This is a genomic window from Colwellia aquaemaris (assembly GCF_057548755.1).
Genome location: NZ_BAAJLV010000004.1, coordinates 133,441 through 152,309 on the forward strand (window position 1 = coordinate 133,441; position 18,869 = coordinate 152,309).

At 38.2% G+C, this 18,869-nt stretch carries 12 protein-coding genes; 1 reads left to right on the forward strand and 11 read right to left on the reverse strand.

Going from position 1 to position 18,869, the window contains the following annotated elements:
• Positions 1-10: 10 nt before the first annotated feature.
• The 5 genes from AC27HL_RS12495 to AC27HL_RS12515 form a co-directional block, all read right to left on the reverse strand.
• On the reverse strand, positions 11-1,024 hold the full coding sequence (locus AC27HL_RS12495; RefSeq protein ID WP_487081336.1) for a DUF58 domain-containing protein: 1,014 nt from the start codon (positions 1,022-1,024) through the stop codon (positions 11-13).
• Between the two features lie 15 nt (positions 1,025-1,039).
• Positions 1,040-1,972, reverse strand: coding sequence for an AAA family ATPase (locus AC27HL_RS12500; RefSeq protein WP_487081337.1), 933 nt, complete (start codon positions 1,970-1,972; stop codon positions 1,040-1,042).
• A 548-nt stretch (positions 1,973-2,520) separates the two neighbouring features.
• The gene (locus AC27HL_RS12505; protein WP_487081338.1) at positions 2,521-2,949 is read right to left on the reverse strand and encodes a response regulator; all 429 of its coding nucleotides are present in this window, start codon (positions 2,947-2,949) and stop codon (positions 2,521-2,523) included.
• 17 nt (positions 2,950-2,966) lie between these two features.
• On the reverse strand, positions 2,967-5,462 hold the full coding sequence (locus AC27HL_RS12510) for a CHASE domain-containing protein (protein WP_487081339.1): 2,496 nt from the start codon (positions 5,460-5,462) through the stop codon (positions 2,967-2,969).
• A 39-nt stretch (positions 5,463-5,501) separates the two neighbouring features.
• A complete protein-coding gene (locus AC27HL_RS12515) occupies positions 5,502-7,193 on the reverse strand; it encodes a two-component system response regulator (RefSeq protein WP_487081340.1) in 1,692 nt (563 codons plus the stop codon).
• A 753-nt stretch (positions 7,194-7,946) separates the two neighbouring features.
• On the opposite strand from AC27HL_RS12515, the gene AC27HL_RS12520 reads away from it, so the two are divergent.
• On the forward strand, positions 7,947-9,023 hold the full coding sequence (locus AC27HL_RS12520) for a M14 family metallopeptidase (protein ID WP_487081341.1): 1,077 nt from the start codon (positions 7,947-7,949) through the stop codon (positions 9,021-9,023).
• A 62-nt stretch (positions 9,024-9,085) separates the two neighbouring features.
• Here the strand turns inward: AC27HL_RS12520 and AC27HL_RS12525 are convergent, their stop codons facing one another.
• From AC27HL_RS12525 to AC27HL_RS12550, 6 genes are all read right to left on the reverse strand, one after another.
• Positions 9,086-10,360, reverse strand: a complete 1,275-nt coding sequence (locus tag AC27HL_RS12525; RefSeq protein ID WP_487081342.1) for a hypothetical protein — start codon at positions 10,358-10,360, stop codon at positions 9,086-9,088.
• A gap of 32 nt (positions 10,361-10,392) precedes the next feature.
• On the reverse strand, positions 10,393-10,965 hold the full coding sequence (locus AC27HL_RS12530) for a MiaE family protein (RefSeq protein WP_487081343.1): 573 nt from the start codon (positions 10,963-10,965) through the stop codon (positions 10,393-10,395).
• A gap of 132 nt (positions 10,966-11,097) precedes the next feature.
• A complete protein-coding gene (locus tag AC27HL_RS12535; RefSeq protein ID WP_487081344.1) occupies positions 11,098-15,504 on the reverse strand; it encodes a thrombospondin type 3 repeat-containing protein in 4,407 nt (1,468 codons plus the stop codon).
• A gap of 138 nt (positions 15,505-15,642) precedes the next feature.
• On the reverse strand, positions 15,643-16,245 hold the full coding sequence (locus AC27HL_RS12540; protein ID WP_487081345.1) for a hypothetical protein: 603 nt from the start codon (positions 16,243-16,245) through the stop codon (positions 15,643-15,645).
• 291 nt (positions 16,246-16,536) lie between these two features.
• Positions 16,537-18,375 carry a nitric oxide reductase activation protein NorD gene (locus AC27HL_RS12545; RefSeq protein WP_487081346.1) on the reverse strand — a complete coding sequence of 613 codons (1,839 nt, stop codon included), beginning with the start codon at positions 18,373-18,375 and terminating at the stop codon, positions 16,537-16,539.
• A gap of 163 nt (positions 18,376-18,538) precedes the next feature.
• Positions 18,539-18,817, reverse strand: a complete 279-nt coding sequence (locus AC27HL_RS12550; RefSeq protein ID WP_487081347.1) for a hypothetical protein — start codon at positions 18,815-18,817, stop codon at positions 18,539-18,541.
• Positions 18,818-18,869: the final 52 nt, after the last annotated feature.

The following is an 18,869-nucleotide window of genomic DNA, read 5'->3' on the forward strand; positions in this document are numbered from 1 at the left end:
TGCTATTCCCTCAATAACAGGCAAGTGCTGTTAAGCACCGAGTGGTGTGCTCTGGGCTACTATCATAGGCAAACTCTTGATTAGGTAACTTTAAAGAAAAAGAAATTTGCTGTTGATAACAGTCATTAACTGCGTAACTGAGGAGGCTTAACTTTTGCTCTAACGTTGAATCTGGCAACGAGTCAAAATCTAATTGCAGCTTATTAGACAATGTTTGCTGAAATTGTTTAGATAACCAACCTTGACCGCGAGCAACCTGCTTCCAAGCGACACGACTAAAAGGCTCTCCTTGCCGATATTGCTGTAATTGATAAAACTCATCGTGACCAATTTGTAAGCTATCACGGTGACTTTCTACCGCTTCATTTAACTCGGTCGCTGTGGCAGCGTTTTGTTGCTGATGCCAAGCATACGTTATTGGCTTTGGAAATACCGTAACTCGTTGCGCAAAGTCTAACCGAGTCCAAGAGCGGAACAAACCAAAGCCATATTCACTCGTAATTAAGATACGTGTTAATGCATATTGTCCTCGCGTTATTGCTTTATAGGGCACCAATATTTCGTTCTCGCCTGGCTGTATTATCGGCACGTTCTTACTATATTGGCTGTCGCTTTCTTGCTGAAAAGATAATTGAATATTAAAGCGTTGTTTACTGCTTACTATCGTTAGTGGAAATAATAGTCGTTTCCCAGCGAAACCACTAATAGACATTCTGGCAATGAATGTTAAGCCTGATAAATTAAAGAAACTGTGATGTAAAACGACAATAAAAAAACTTACTAGCAAGTAACTGATCAAAATAATAATATTATTTTGATAATTAGTACCTAATAAAAATAACAAGAAAGTAAAAATACAAAATGCTGTACCAAAACGAGTTGGCATAATAAAAATATTTCGATAATTTATTTGCTGTTGTTTTGCTTTAGGGATGCGTTTTGCGAGCCAAGCATTTAATCGCTTTTGTAGCCAAGATTTACTTGGCTTTATTAACCAACGAATAAGCGTGGATTTAATACTCATCAAAAACCTAATTTACTAATTCGACAATGGCTTAGTTGGGTCAACTTGCTCAAGCAATAATTTTGAAAACTCATCACTTTGCTCATATACATTTAGCTGCTGTGGTGCCAATCTATGCTCACACACTGGTGAGAAAACTGCCTGTATATCTTCTGGCATAACATAATCGCGATTTTCCATAAACGCCCAAGATTTTGCTGCGGCAATTAGTGCCTTACCTGCCCTTGGTGATAAGGCTTTATTTACTTGGTTTGGCTGACGACTGACCTGACAAAGGGCGATAACATAATCAATTATAGCCGGAGCAACGACGATTTCACTGATATGTTGCTGTATTTCTAATAATTGTTGGTCATTTAAGCAAGGGCTAACTTCACTGCTATGCCCATGAGAGTCTGTAGATTGCAGTATTTTACGTTCAGCTTCTTGGCTCGGAAAACCTAGCGAAATCCGCATCATAAAACGGTCAAGTTGCGACTCAGGTAATGGGTACGTACCTGCATGTGACATTGGGTTTTGTGTAGCAATAACAAAAAATGGCTCAGGAAGTTGATGAGTTACCCCATCGATACTGACTCGCCCTTCTTCCATAGCTTCTAACAATGCACTTTGAGTTTTAGGGCTAGCTCGGTTTACTTCATCGGCTAATACCACCTGATTAAAAATTGCCCCTTGATGTAATTGAAAGGCCTTTTTATGCTCATCGAATATCGCTATACCTATAACATCAGCGGGCATTAAATCAGAAGTAAATTGAATGCGTTGATAAGATAGTCCCAGAGTATAAGCTAAAGTATTTGCCAATGTTGTTTTACCCATTCCAGGTAAATCTTCAATTAAAATATGGCCTTTAGCTAATAAACACGCCAATGCCAATTTAACTTGGTGAGGCTTTCCGATCACAACAGACTCTATTTGAGCCAAGATATTAGCAACCAATGTTTGCATAAAATTTAAATCCTTATGTTACGCTAAAAACATTACTGACAAACGCACAGTAGGTTAACACTTTATTTACGGGAGGTGAAAGTAAGCAAGTATCACCAATTTATTTGAAAGTTCGAAATACAAAAAATGATTAATGACATAAATAAGAAAATCTGAGTCTAAAACAATATAAAATTTTGTGCACTATCACAAACTATGAGAGTTCTTGTTCAATAATGTTCTGGTCTGTAGCCAAATTGAAATAGATTAAAATGAGTTTATTGAAAATTTACATCAAGGTTGCTAAAGAAATGTTAAAAAGCAGAAAAACAGCTAGCAAACATAAGCCGTTTTGTGCGTATTGAATGCGTAAACTAGATATAGTCCTAGCACCCACAACAAACCAGTTGCGGCCCTTGAGATTGGTTAAACATTAGACTAAGGTGAACTCATCCGAGTTTCTCAGGTTATTGAACTTTCAACGACCACTCGTACTCAATTCTACCATAAGCAACTTTGTGAAAATAACTCACTCTTCAAGGGCTTTATAAAAGAAAAACTGTTAAAAGTTATTGTTCTGGAAGTTCTACAATTCTCCAATAGTGATCAAGTAGTTTAACAAGCTCGTCAAAACCATATTGCAACCTTTCCTTAACAATGTACCCTGCTATGTTTTTTTCGTATGCCGCAAGTTTATCTTCGTCATCCTTGCTGGTCGTTAATACGAAGACGACACTGTTCTTCAAGCCTTCATCTTTACGAATTTCTGATAAAAATTCTAGCCCTCCCATTCGTGGCATATTAAGGTCTAGCAGAATCAAGTATGGCTTAGATACTTCACATTTTTTTAAAAGTTCTAATGCAATCATGCCATCTTTAGCACGAACAATAGGGTTAACTATTTTTAATTTTTTAAATGCTCGTTCAACACTTTTCGCATCAACATCATCATCCTCTACTAACAAAATGGTCGCATGCTTATAACTAATTTCACTCATTTATTTATTCCAATTTTTTATTTAGGCCAAGTAAAAGTAAAACAAGTGCCGCTCTTGCCATCAGAAACAACCGATATCTTGCAGTTTTGATAATCAAGTAATTTCTTTATGATAGAAAGTCCCATACCACTTCCTTCTACTTCATCTCTAGGTTTTAATGTTTTAAATAGTTCAAAAATTTGTTTATGATGTTGCTTAGGGATACCTGAGCCATTATCTTCTACCGAAAACTCGTAAAAAGTGCTGTGTTCAATAGCAGATATGTTAATTGCTAGCTTACTCTTATTGTTATTATGCTTAATCGAATTTCCAATTAGGTTACGAAAAATAGTTTCCAAAGGTACGAGGTACGTTTTAATTTCAGGAAGAGAATTATCGCATGTTATTGAAATTTCATTTGATGGATTCTGTAAATCAAATATATTCAAAACAAGCTCTCGTATATTAACAACTTGAACATCACCTATTTTACGGCCAATGCGAGAATATGCTAATAAGTCCTCTAATAAACTCTCTAAGCGTGAGGTTCTATTCATTAGTAACGCTAAGTTGTTTTTAGTATCATCATCAGCAAAGTCAGCAATGTCTTCCTCAATCCAAGATGAAAGTTGCATTATGCCTCTTAAAGGGGCTTTCAAATCATGAGATGCTACATAGGCAAAATCACTGAGTTCCCGATTGCTCCGCTTCAACTCTTCTGTAATTTGAATATGCTCTGTCATATCAATAATGGTCGCAAGTGTTTTTAAGTCATTGCCACTTTTAAATTGCGCTAGCCCTATTTCCGCAGGAAACTCATTCTCAGTTTTTGTTAAACCAAAAACTTCCCTGTTAAGCCCCATTTGGCGATTAGAAGGGCTTTTATTAAAGCTATTACGATGCTGTGGATGTTGTTTTTGATACCGCTTAGGTATCAGCATATCAACTTTATTGCCGATTAACTCTTCACTTTTATAGCCAAAAAGTAATTCAATTTGTGGGTTTACTGTTTCAATCACACCATCGATATTAGTGATAATCATGCCACAAGGAGCTGATTCAATAATATGCTTAAAATACCTTTCTTGAATGATAATTGCCTGAGCTATTTCATCTAGCTCTTTTGACATTTTTACATGCTCTGACATATCAATAACCGTCGCGAGGGTTTTTATGTCATCACCACTTTTAAATTGTGCTAACCCTATCTCCGCAGGAAATTCGTGCTCTGTTTTTGTTAAACCAAAAACCTCTCTGTTAAGTCCCATTTGGCGATTAGAGGGGCTGTTATTAAAACTGTCACGATGTTGTGGGTGTTGCTTTTGAAAGCGTTTGGGGAGCAGCATATCAATCTTATTGCCAATTAATTCTTCGCTCTTATAGCCAAAAAGCAATTCGGTTTGTGGGTTTACTGTTTCAATCACGCCATCAACATTCGTGATAATCATGCCACAAGGTGCTGATTCTATAATGTGTTTATAATACTTATCTTTCACAGACAGTCGCTGATTTATTGTATTGGCAAGTGTTACTGCTTCCTTTTGAGAGCGTGCTAGCATAAGAAAAATAAACACCAACATGGCGTCAATAACAATACCGCCTCCTAGAATAATCAGCGGCTGACTTGAATGTGTCGATGTTTTAAATGAAAGTGCTGTTTGAATATTAAATGTCCACGGTCTACCGTACATATCTATAGTGACAGTTTTCTGAAATAGAGGTTTAGAGTCAAAGTGTTCATTGTCAGGCGTAAGCTCATCATAAAGATTACTATCGCCATCAAATATGCTAAATGCCAATTGTCTATTACTTTGCATAAGTGTCCCTTCCATTAATTTGTGCATAATGAAAGGAGCGTAAACGTGGCCAACAAAATGTGTTTGGCGTTGCTCTGCAGTGCTAATATTCGAAGAATTATAAAATGGAATATACTTTAAAAACCCTGGTGTTTTTTTAGCATCCTGAACAAGTACTATTGGGGCTGTTATTTGCGTAGTTGCACTATCTCGCGCTTTTTTAGCTGCGCTGAAACGGTTATATTCAAACGCCATATCTAGTCCAACAGCTTTTTCATTACCTTTAAGCGGCTCTATATAGGTAATTGGCCAATACTCTTGCTCATCGTGTTTTGGGTGAACATTAAAGTTAGGTCTGTATTTACGCTGGTGCTCAATAAATTGGCTAATATTATTATCTGGGACAAAGTAAATTACACCAATGCCATTAATCCCTGGGTAAGTGTCGGTAAGGTTTAGCCTTTTAGAAAATACCTTCCAATCGTTTACCTGTGTTTTTGGGGCAAATGTTTGGATGGCGGCTGCCCCAGCCTTTAATGCAACTTCATAATGCGACATTCGTTCAGAAATTTGGGCAAGTAACTGTTCAGACTGGATTTTGAATAACTCAGATCTTTTTTCTTGTATTTGGTTATCTGATATTTTCCAGGCCGTAATGGTTAGTATAAGGGAAGCCGATATAACGACCCAATGATACCAATGTAGAAAACTATTCGGTTTAGTTACCTTTATAGTCATGATTTATCCTTGAATTATTAAGCAAAAGCAATGTGACATTTAAAGGTAAGTTTCTTCAATATAACGTTGAGATTGAGGACGAGAATAATAGTAACCTTGAGCACGTCCAATATTAAGTTGCTTACAGAGTTCTGCATGTTGTTCTGTTTCAACACCTTCCGCTATGACACCTAAGCCTAAAATACTAGCCATAGATACCAGTCCTTCGACTAATGCAATACGCTTGATGTCGTGGGTATCGTATGGCATTAAGCTTTTATCAATCTTTACAATTGAAATGGGGTGATTTCTTAAATGTGCAATTGAAGAGTAACCTGTTCCAAAATCATCAAGCGATAAATGGCAGCCACCTTCTACTATATCGGTGAGCACTTGACGGGAGGTTATAGAGTCTTTGAGTAATGCTGTTTCGGTTAATTCTATTTCAATTAAATGGGCGGATACATCGTATTTCGATAAACAGTCAGCAAGGGCTTCCACAACGGTAAAATCGCCTAATTGTACGGCCGATATATTAATTGCCATTGTTAAAGGCTTTCTTCGATTTTGATTCCATTTTGCTAGCGTTGAAATAGCTTCGTCAATCACCCAAAGCCCAATATCAGAAATCTGTTGGGTTTCTTCTGCAATTTCAATAAAATCATCAGGCGAACGAACAGCACCAGCAACATTCCAACGTATGAGTGCTTCAAATCCTGTTACACTCTGATTTATTGGGTCGATAACTGGCTGGTAATACAACTCAAATTGCTGCTGTTCTATTGCATCTCTTAGCTCTAACTCTACTTGTAGCCGTCGATGAAATTTTTGTTGCATTTCCTCTTCAAAAAAACAAATTCGATTCTTGCCTAATTTTTTCGCACGATACATAGCAATATCAGCATATTTAAATAATTCTTCACTCGTCTTTCCGTTACATGGGTGAAGTGCTATGCCAATACTCACTGTAGAGTTTATTGTAGTGGTTGCTATTTCAATAGGTGTTTGCATTGTGCTAATAATACGTTGTGCCACCAATAGTGCTTGTTCACTGTTTTGCAAATTACTTAAGGTGATTGCAAACTCGTCTCCACCTAACCGTGCAAACAATTCATTGCCTCTAAGACACTTTTTTATTTTTGCTACATTCTTCTTCAGTAAAAGATCGCCAACATCATGACCAAAGTTATCATTGATTAACTTAAAGTTATCTATATCAAAGAGTAATAGAGCAAGTGTATGGTCATTTCGTCTGTTATTTGTGATAGCTAATTTAAGTGACTCATCAAAAAAATAACGGTTGGGTAACTTTGTTAAAGAGTCTGTTTCTGCTAATTGCTTAACCTGCTGATATGTTTCAAAAAGCTTTACTTCTAATTCATGCCGTGTCGTTGAATGAAGTATCGCTCTTCGTAACTTTTTTTCCGAGATATCAGATTTTATTAAAAAATCTTGAGCACCCGCTTTAATACATTCAAGTGCAATACTTTCGTCTTCAAATGTGCTCATCATTACAATGGCAGTGCTTGAGCCTTTGGATTCATTCCTAATATCTAGGATCATTTCTATGCCATCACGAGCGGGCATGCTGTAATCAAGCAGAATGATATCAAAGGCATGTTTAGCGTATAATTCTAATCCTTGATCTACGGTAACTGCTTCTTCTATATTGACATTTAAGTTGCTTTTCTTAAGCGTTCGAGTAATAGCAGTTCTATCTACTTGATCATCATCTACTAATAAAATATCCATATTTATATTTTAATCTCCCTATTTGTTAAAATTGCACCTTATGAGAGCAACTACTACCAACAAGATTAAGTCCATCGACAACCACAATGTGATATATGTCACATTATAGTTAAAAAACAAATATGTACATTTTTTTTCGAATATTTCTTATGGCATTAGGTTACTATCGTTAAGAGTTTCGAAATAAACTACCTAACAGATATTCTCTCGATAACTTAATTAGGCTTAACGATGCTTACTGGATAGCAATTTCTTGGGAAGGTGAATTACTGTAACTAGTGAAATGTTGATATTGGTTTGGTTACACCTATTTTTTGTTATCGGTGTTATTGTGATTAGGCCAATAACAATAAGTAAGTTTGAATTACAGAGTGCGAATTATCCACTATGTTATTCAGCAGAAAAATTAACTTTAGCAATGTGTCATATATCACAATTTAAATTACTATTTTTATCATCCTCACTCTTTATATTTTACAGCCTGCCGTTAAGTTTACTTAAGATCAAAAAAGCATAAAAAGCCGAAAATTCTATCAGAATAACGCCTGCATATTTGACCTTAGTCAATAACCTCAAATAATACTCTGTGTCATGCTAGTGAAATGTTGTCAATTGATGCATTTACGAATGTTCAGCTTCGATATCAATATTAGACACATAGCCAAGTTACTCTGATATTTGCAGAGTGACTGGATTATCAAAGCAACTAATTTAATAAACGCGCGAAGTACCTTTCGCGTTCTGGGGCAAGTTATGGACATAGATTTTAGCGAAATAAATTATTTAGTAGACCCATGTAGTCGAACTTTACATGCTGATTATCAGCAGTTTCTTTTATCGCTAATTGGGCTTACAGTTATTGATATTAGTGGTGAAAACAAGGACGAGTGGAGAGTAATTTCGACACTATTGCACGGCGATGAACCGTCTGGCCTCATTGCAATTCACCGTTGGCTAACCAGTAAAAATGAATTACCTAAGCCTAAAACTAATATTCGTATTATTATTTCTTCAGTTGAAGCGGCAACGTATCAGCATTTATTCACGCATCGCTACCTACCTGATGGCGTCGACTTAAACCGTTGTTTTAATGAAAAAAGTATCCTAAACAGTAAAGACGGTGCTAATAAAGATATTGATGGCTATATTCAACGGGCAAAATTAATTGAAAATGCAATTCGTGAAGTCAATCCAAAAGCAATAATTGACTTACACAATACCTCAGGTAATGGCCCTGCATTTGCCGTGAGCACCTTAATTAGTCCAAACGTTTTATCGTTAGCGTCTTATTTTTGCGACACCTTGATTTTATCTGATATCAGTATTGGTGCCATGATGGAGCTGGACTTTTCATGCCCGGTTGTCACCATTGAATGTGGCGGCAGTAATGATGACCAAGCCCATGAAGTGGCATTTAATGGCATTAGACAATTTGCTAAATGCGATAGTAGTTGCACACTTCCACAAGACAAAGCAGTACAAATACTTTATAAACCGCTACGCTTAGTGATCAAAGCTGATCGTAAATTGTCGTTTAGTGAACATGATGAAAATTATAGCGGCGTAACCTTAAGACAAAATATTGAGCAGTTTAATTACGGCGGTTGTTGTGAAGGTTTGCTATTGGGGTGGCTTGATGATAAAGGCTTAGAAAACCTTGAAATGCTAAACGACCAGGGTATTAACGTCATCGAAAACTACTTCAAATTAGTTGATAATAAACTTGTTTGTGCGACAAACTTAAAAATATTTATGGCCTCTAATCAGAGTAACATTGCTCGTTCTGACTGTTTGTTCTACGTTGTTAACGCTGTCAATAACTACTTATAAGCTCTAATAACCACACCAATAGCTCATGCGCGTTTTGGTGTGGTTTAAAAGCTATGCAACAACTATAGATGAAAAGGTGCAAGGTTAAGTGCTTGCTTTAATGCTATATTTTTAAGTCCATTCGCTCGTAGGGCATGAATAAATTTAAGGGTTTTAAAGCTATCAAACCAAACAATAAGCTGCTTATTAAATTGACCTTGACTGGCACCCTTTTGCTTACTTATAAAGGCAAGTAAACCTATTTCTGTTAACGCGTTTTGTGTCGGTACGGTTAATTTTTCTAACCATAACGCTGGCTTTTCTCTTTGTTGCCATAGGCTATCAAATGCAGCTAAACAGTGTTTTAGTTCAATAAATACTTCTGGGTGATAATAATCGTAATCCATACCTTGAGCGGTTAACTCCATTATCGACTTAACGGCAGGCCCAGTACCAAAGGGCACTCGTTGTGATGGTCTAGCATCTAGTTTGATAACAACTTCTGGTAAGTGTACTATCGCACCAAGTTTTGCGAGTTTATTTAGTAAATAAAAGTCTTCTCCTGCGCTACGTTTTGGGAACCCTCTGGCCTGACTATAAGCAATAACATCAAAAGACAAAATACTGCCAATGGTAAAATAGTTGTAAGGTGATTGCGCATAAGTTAAGCCCGCAACATAATAGCGTAATGCCTTCTCATATAAGGCATTTGCTTGATGAATAGCTTGATGATCACTATGATGAAAAAAGTTACAACAGCTAGCGACTATGCTTTTTCCCGTGTTGTTTTTTGTTTTTATATTTTCTTGTTGATGGGCAGTAAAATAATTTTCCGGCAGCGCAGCGTCAGCATCAGTTGAATGTATCCAGGGTGAGGAAATATTGCCATTCAAATATAATGCTGCTGCGATATCAGCACCAATTTTTCTCGCTAAACCTACACCTTGCTCAGCAGGAATAGGTAGGGTAAATCGATCCACAACAAGAACAGCACTATTAAGCGGCTGAGATTGCGCTAACAGTTCAATTAAACGTAAGCTTCCGTTTTGCCAGCAAAGTTGACCAAATTCATATATAGCCTTGGCCAATTCTAGTTGAGCATGAGCATATTGCTGCCCTAAGCCACTGTTAGGCTGGTTAATCACTACTATCACTAGACATTGCTGTTGTGCCAATGGCGATTGAATAAAGCGTTCAAGAAATACCTTGTCTTCTTGAAAAGCTGGAATAACAAGTACATGCTCAAATTTCTGCTTACTAGGAAAGTTAGCTAAGCTTGTAACTTCATGCTCAGCATATTGGGCAACATACTTACTGACGGATTTAAACTGCTGCTTGCTAAGCTGGTTACTCTGCATTTGGAAAATATCCTACATGCTCTATGTTGGTATTAATGCAATGCGGCTCTAAATGGCAGCGCCAAACAAATATCAGCTTCAATATCCAAAATTTCATCTAAACGTGCATTTACTTCATCTTTTGGAAAATACTCATAGGCTAATTCAATAAATAGGTTTTTATGCTTTTCTTCTGACTTGGCAATGCTTTGGTACAAGTCTTTGTCTTTGCCAGCAGGTAAGGCTTCTGCTACCAGTGAAAAACGTTCATAACCACGCGCTTCGATAACACCTGCGACAATTAATCTGTCCATAAAGAAAACATCACTGCCATTGCGAAAGACTTTTCGTAGTTGATTAATGTATGGGTCCTTTTCGTCAGCACCTAACTGGCCACCACGGGCATTAATTAACTTTAAGACTTGTTTAAAGTGAATTAACTCTTCAATTGCTAAATCTGCCATGGCTTTTACCACAGATTTTCTATCTGGATAATGAGAAATCATCGACATCGCCATGCCTGAGGCTTTTTTTTCTGCCGCGGCATGGTCGGTAAGAAAAGCGTCAAAATCACTCAACACTACTTGCGCCCATTCTTTAGGCGTTTGATATTTTAGTTCGAACATAAATAAGTCTTGCTATACGAAAGTAAAAATAAAGATGGCGGTATTTTACACGCGAAAAAAAAAGCAACAAGACAATTAGCAGCTAAAAACTCATTAATCTTGTTACTTATTTATTTGCTTTGAGCCCTTTGGTTATTTATCAGAAAAAAATCTAGCTCTAATAAAATTATGGCTGAGTTTCCAACGAATACTTCTGAGTACTAAAATTAATAATAGCCAAAAAGTACTACCGCTACTTGATTGTTCAGGATCTGTTTCTTTAGCGATTTCATTATTAGGGACTACCGCAATACCACCTGGGTCATCAATACTACCATTCGCCTTACCATCGGCATCATTTGGCCCACCATCTTCAATATATAAGCGTACACATTGATGGTTTTGTGTTAAACCAGCACTGTAGCTCGTACTTTGTGGTGGCGGACAAACACCATTATCTAATGCGGCAGTTGCCAATGCATTATTGGCATTTTCAACAAAGTTTTGCCAACCATTCTCAGGGGAGAATTTCCGGTAAAGCGCAAATTCTGGTACAGGTTTATCAAGCGGTAAAACAACGTAAATTGACTTACCAAAAGGCATTATGCCGTTAATAACAAAGTCAAAGTAATCGCTGCGTCGGTCATAGGTGTCTTTAGCAATTAACCCCGTATCATCAATATCTATTTGCGACATTTGCACGCCATCTGAGTATTGTTGTCGGGCGTATTTTCCTAACTGTATGGTTAAACCAGGTTCGGTTTCCATTAATTTTACTTCTGCAGAATTTACATGTAATTGTTGTAAATAACCAATAGTCCAACGGTCCATAAAGGCTGGTAAACCGTCATTGTCATCATCATGATATCCTTCAATATTATCCGCGACTCCATCTCTGTCAGTATCGCTACCGTCAATGCGTGGACGCTGTGAAATTAACGGTATATTAATGTCTTGCGTTTGTTCTAATGCTGGCGTGCCATTATCAATAACGGTGACAGAAAGAGAGATTATGCCTTGAGCATCAGTCGGTAAATCAACTTTGCTTGGATTAATAAAAACCGATAATTCATTTCCGGTAATTTCTGCATTGATATAAGCAGGAATATCCCAAGTTACCACGTGCTGATCGGTAATATTTTTATCATCGATAGTTAAAGTTAATTGAGCTTCGCCTTCATTAGCTGCTATTGCTGCGACCGCAATACCATTTTGCCTTAAATGCGTTGACAAATTGGCCATAACATTGTCTTCAGTAACAGTGATTTCATGGCGTGCATTTACTCCCGCATTAACTTGCGGTTTAAATGATACTAGTAGCTGTTCATTCCCTTCGGTTTGAAAGTCTTGCTGTAACTGAATATCAATAAAGCCATCAGTACCTTCATTAATCACTATTTTATCATCGGCAATACTGTAATCGAAACTATCAACAGTACCAGTTATTTCAATCGGTATTTCGACAGGGTAAGCAGGTGCCTCTCCTGATAAAACAACATTAACTCTGGCTACTCCACCTTCGGCAATAATTTGTCCATCGTAGAAATTTACAAGTGGGTGTACATTCATGGTTTGTTCAACCGTAGCAATATTACCGGCTAAATCAACTGCTCGCCAGGTCACGTTATATATGCCAGATGGTAAGTTATTTACGCCGGTTTCAAAGCCTAATGGCACTAAAGAACAGCAGTTCGCACCATCACGCCCATCTTCAACATATACCCGGGTAATAGCGACCAATTCTTCCAAGGATAGTTTTGTAAAGGTATGATTTGCCTGCACATGTACGGCTTGTGGAACGCTTATTAATGGCGCGTAGTCATCAATAAGCGGATTAGTACCATTGAGCTCTTCATCCGCATTAATCACGCCGTCTTCATCAGTATCGATACTGCCGTCACTGGCATCTAATGGGTTAAAGCCATATTGCAGCTCAAACGCATCACTCATACCATCGTTATCGTCATCAGGGTCAGCATTGTTACCTAAGCCGTCACCATCAAAATCAAGACTTTCGGTCGGGTCTAGTGGCAATTGATCAAGGTAATCTAAAACACCGTCACCGTCATCATCAGTGTCGTAAACGTTACCAATACCATCACCATCAGTATCCGTGGTTTCGACAGGATCTAACGGAAATGCATCTTCTATATCAATAACGCCATCATTGTCATCATCACTATCAGCGTTATTACCAATGCCATCGTTATCAGCGTCTGCCCACTCGTTTGGATCTAACGGAAATAAATCGACATTGTCGAGAACACCGTCATTATCATCATCGGTATCTAAAACATTACCAATACCATCGCCATCAGTATCTAAGCTTTCACCCGGATCTAAAGGAAACTCATCGTCTTCATCTAAAATGCCATCATTGTCATCGTCACCATCAGCATTATTACCTAGACCATCGCCATCGTCATCGCGTTGCTCAAGAGGGTCAAGGGGATATAAATCATCACTATCAGCGGTGCCATCATTGTCGTCATCTAAATCGGCATTATTGCCAATTCCATCGCCATCCGTGTCTAACCATTCCAAGGCATTGAGTGGAAATGCGTCAATGCTATCGACACGGCCGTCATTATCGTCATCACTATCGGCATTATTCCCAACAAGATCACCATCGGTATCTATTGACTCGTTCGCGTCTAAACGAAAAGCATCATTGGCGTCAAGAACACCATCACCATCGTCATCAGTATCAGCATTATTGCCAATACCATCAGTATCAGTATCTAAATGTTCATTGGCATCAAGTGGAAAGTCGTCATTGCCGTCGACAAAGCCATCATTGTCGTCATCTGCATCAGCATTGTTACCTACACCATCAGCGTCAGTGTCCGTATCTTCATTTGCATTTAAAGGGAAAGCATCTGTAGCGTCGGGTGTGCCATCGTTATCGTCATCAGTATCGGTTAAATTAGCGATACCATCTGCGTCAGTATCTGTGGTGGCTAGTGGATTATTCGGTTCGGGATCATTGGCATTTACCACACCATCACCATCCCGGTCTTGGTCAGCATTATCACCAATACCATCACCGTCAATATCCGAGCTTTCTGTCGGGTCTAGCGGAAAGACATCCGCGCCATCGGTTACGCCATCACCATCATCGTCATTGTCAACAATATTCGCCTGGCCATCGCCATCGGTATCTGTGGTGGCAAGCATATTTCTATCGTCAGGGTCGGTGCCGCCATCTGCAATAGCATCTAATCCATCGCCGTCTTCATCCGTGTCTAGATTATCACCAATACCATCTCCGTCTAAGTCAGCACTTTCTGTAGCGTCAAGAGGAAAAGCGTCGCTACCATCAGGAACATTATCGCCGTCATCGTCGGTATCGGTGTTGTTACCTATACCATCGCCGTCAGTATCAAATATTTCTGTGCTATCTAACGGAAATGGATCTGCACTATCTGCAACACCGTCACCATCATCATCATTGTCATCAATATTGCCAATGCCATCGCCATCTGTATCTAAAAACTCTCGATTATCAAGCGGAAAAGCATCATTACCATCGAGAACACCGTCACCGTCATCATCTGTATCGGTATTATTTCCTATCCCGTCACCGTCAGTATCGACCCACTCGGTGGCATCATCAGGGAAAACATCACTACCACTTGGTGTTGAACGATCATCCGTAATGCCGTCACCATCATCATCACTGTCAGCATTATCACCAATACCATCACCATCGCTATCGACCGATTCATTAGGATCAGTTCTAAAGGCATCAGCACTATCAGGCACGCCGTCGTTATCATCATCGGTATCTGCATTGTCACCTATGGTATCGCCATCGGTATCAACCCATTCTGTTGGATCATCTGGCCAAACATCAATATTATCGCTAAAGCCGTCGCCGTCATTATCACTGTCGGCAATATCACCTATACCATCGCCATCTAAGTCGTTAGACTCAGTAAAGTCTAGAGGAAATGCATCACTGCTATCTGGCACACCATCGCCGTCATCATCAGTATCAGCATTATTGCCAATACCATCTAAATCGGTATCTAACTGTTCAGTATTATCTTTTGGAAATGCGTCGAAAGCATCTATAGTGCCATCACCATCATCATCACTATCGGCATTGTCACCAATCGTATCGCTGTCTGTGTCTATATGTTCATTCGGGTTTAGTGGAAAAACATCAACAACATCTAAATAGCCATCATTATCATCGTCAGTATCTACGCTATCGCCTAAACAGTCTCCATCTCGGTCGAGCCATTCATTAGCGTCTTCAGGAAATGGATCATATAGGTCAATAACGGGGTCACCATCATTATTATTGTCAGCTGTATCAGGTATCCCATCGCCATCATCATCAGTATCGGCATTATTACCTATACCATCAAAATCAGTATCAAACCATTCAGTGGGATCTGTTGGAAACAGGTCAATACTATCATCAACTCCATCATTGTCGGTATCAGTAACAGGGGTTGGAATAGGACATGCCGCAGCATAAGAAACTTGGCTTACACCAACACTACTGGCTATCACAACAGCCAAAAGTGAATATTTAAATTTACCTGGCATAAACTTCTCCGCCAAAAATAAGATGAGTGAAAACAAGAGCCGCAATAATGCAGTCAATAATATAATATTATCGACTGCTAACGGTTTTTTATGACTATTATTTTACAATAGATTTGAGATTTTGATGAATATTAGAATTTAATATCCAACGCCTTTGCCAAAGGTATAATTGATACCGAGAAAAACAGAACTGATATCACCAAATTCGGAAAAGCTTGGTTGATGTTTAATACCTAAGGTAAGCGCGGTTTTTTTATTAACATTGTAATGAGCTGCAATTGCCAAAACAGCATTAATATCGTTTTTCTCAGAAAAGTACTTTTCTTCGTTTAAGTCTTGCCAAAAGAATTTATTTTCCGTCAAGGCAACGGAAGCACCAAACTGATATTCAATGGTTACTTTCTTAAAAAATGCATTATAACTTTTAAGTTTTTGACGATAACTTACTAAAGCGTCAATTGTGTCATTCTTAAAATACAACTCATCATTGTTCCACTTAACTTGCACGTCATCTAATGTGCTATACGAAAGAGACCAATACCAAGGACTGCCTTTGCTAAAACTATCTGCAAGACCAACACTGAGGCCTTTAGTTTTTGACTCGTCGCCTTTGTGAAAACTGAAGCTAGTGTCTAATGCCATTGCATTTGAACATGATAATGTCAAAATTCCGGCAAATGCTATTTTGCTGAATTTACTTACAAGTTTATTGTTTTTATTCACTTTATTATTGGTTTTCATTATTAATTCACCACAATGTAATTACATTTATTATCATAACAAAGCTCAAAGCAATAATTAAACCACCTACATGTAATTACTATATTTTTTAACGTGGCAAATAAAAAACCATCACTAAACAAAAAACCACAATAAAGACAAATGCCTTCATAAAAAAGCTCCAACGGGCTTTTCCTTCAGGGTGATTTTCCGCTAAAGCCATGCCGCAGTTACTACAATTTTCCAAATTTTTATCATTCTTTGTTTGGCAAAACAAACAGCTAATTTTCTCATGAGACATAGCGAGCCTTCTTATTGGTTTGTCATTTGGTGATACAATTGCGGTAACCTAATCGGCAATTGTTCTGGACGCAAAATAACCGTATAACCATTACTACCAAAAAGATACGGTAAATAGCTTTGTGCTTCTTGGTCTACGGTTATACAGAACGGTTTAATACCTAATCGATTAGCTTCTTTAATTGCTTGATGCGTGTCTTCAATACCAAAACGCCCTTCATAATGGTCAATATCATTGGGTTTGCCGTCGGTTAATATCAATAAAAGCTTTTGTGAACTGCGCTGCTCAACTAGAACATTGGTTGCTTGGCGAATGGCCGCTCCCATGCGCGTATAAAAGCCTGGGCGTATAGACTGTACTCGACCGCGAATTATATCATCATACTTTTCATTAAAGTTTTTCAATAAGGTAAAGCGAATATTACTGCGCTTAACCGATGAAAAGCCATACATAGCAAAGCTATCACCAACACTATGCAATGCTTCACCAAATAACAGCATAGAGTCTTTTACAACGTCGATAACACGATTATTGTCATCTAAATAGGCATCAGTAGACATCGACAAATCAGCCAACAATAAGGTTGATATATCACGATTATTACCGCGGAAACTACGGTATAAGCCGCGCTCTTGGGTTGGTGATATTTTCGACTCAACATGAAAGTCTAACCAGGCTGATAAATCGAGTTCCTCACCTTGATGTTCGCCTTTTAACCAATAACGAACACTACGCAGTTGCTCAAATTGAGCTTGAATAGTTTTAGCCGTTTTTTGTAATTTAGCTGGCAGCGCCTTTGCCGCTGCATCTTTTGGTAACATTGGATGTAATAAACAACGATCTTCTTCTAAACGTTGCTTTTTATAATTCCATTCAGGAATTTTAATGCCTTCACCCAATGGAATATCATCTTCTGACGCCGAAGGTAAATCCATATCAATTTTTATACGAGCACTTTTTTGGCTCTGCTCTTTTGATACGGTTATTTTATCAAGATCTTCAGCAATTCTTTGATTGTCTTCATCATCGTCATCACTGTCATCTGTACCACGGTCGAGTTTTGAAAATTCACTCCAAGAAAACATGGTTTCTAGGCGAAATATCATCATACCGTCTTTTTCGTCACCCGAATCAACTCGTTCAGCTTTTTTCCGACTGGTATCACTTTTTTTTGCTTTACTTAGCTCTGCAGTTTCAGTGTCCTCATCATCTTCATATTCAGGTAATATTTGCGGGTCAACCTGTGCTGAAGGGTATAACCATAAATAAACGGCTTGTGGTGCATAATTTACCATTGGAAAATCGGTTACTGAGCCAGGTTTTTTAATAGCCTGAACAATTGCATCTTCCATAACTTGTTCTGATTTTGGTCGCTTAGCAATATTAACTCGACTTTCTACAAAAGCTTCGGCAAGACGTTCATAACGAGGTTTCATAGCCGGGTACTTAGCTAAAACATCAACCACTAACTGTTGGTTATCTTTGGCCCAATGACGAAATTTACCTGTATGCTGAGCCGCAAGCACAGCTAGCCAAATATATAAATCATGATTGAGTTCTGCGCTAGGAAAAACCGCCAATGTTTCTGGCAAACGTAAGCTGTCGTCGTCTTGCCAAGCCAAACTAATTTGTTGGTTTTCACCTGCAATTTTTTGTAAAAAGCTTCGGCGAACGATGTAATCACGCTCACTAGCGGCTTCCACACGTTTAATAGCGTCACCACCTAACGCACGATAAACCATACCTACGGCATGGCTTACTTGAGAAAACTGCACCGCAGCTTCGGTAAAGTCGGTACTTGCTTTACGTGTTATATACTTGTGCCAAAGGCCGCCTACCCACTCTTCCATTTTGCCCTACCTAAAAGGATAACTGCATTACTGATCTTAACGTAACTATATACTAGCAAAAGCTTTCAACGCCCATTGTGATGTATGTCAAATTACCTCGTAATGACAACTACTTATTTTGTTTAACCAATATTTTACTATTCAGTTAAATCAGCCAAAGCGGCTACTGTTTTTCGGTGGGCTCTTGCTCAACTTTATCCTTTGGCACAGTTAAATCAGGTAAATTTGCGCTGCCAATATTGTGTAAAACTAAACCCATCATAAAGCAAAAAAATGAAATTGAACCAAAAAAGGCTTTCATCACTTTATCTTCACTGTCAGTTAATGTCAGTAAATAGCCGCCGCAAATAAAAGCAACAATAATACTGATAACGCCAACAACTTTAGAAAAACGCTGCAAAATATGCTTGTTTTTACGCTGTGTTAATTGCTCTTCACTCAAGATTATCTCCAAATTTCATTATTAAAAAATTTTACTCAGCTCTCATAGAGCA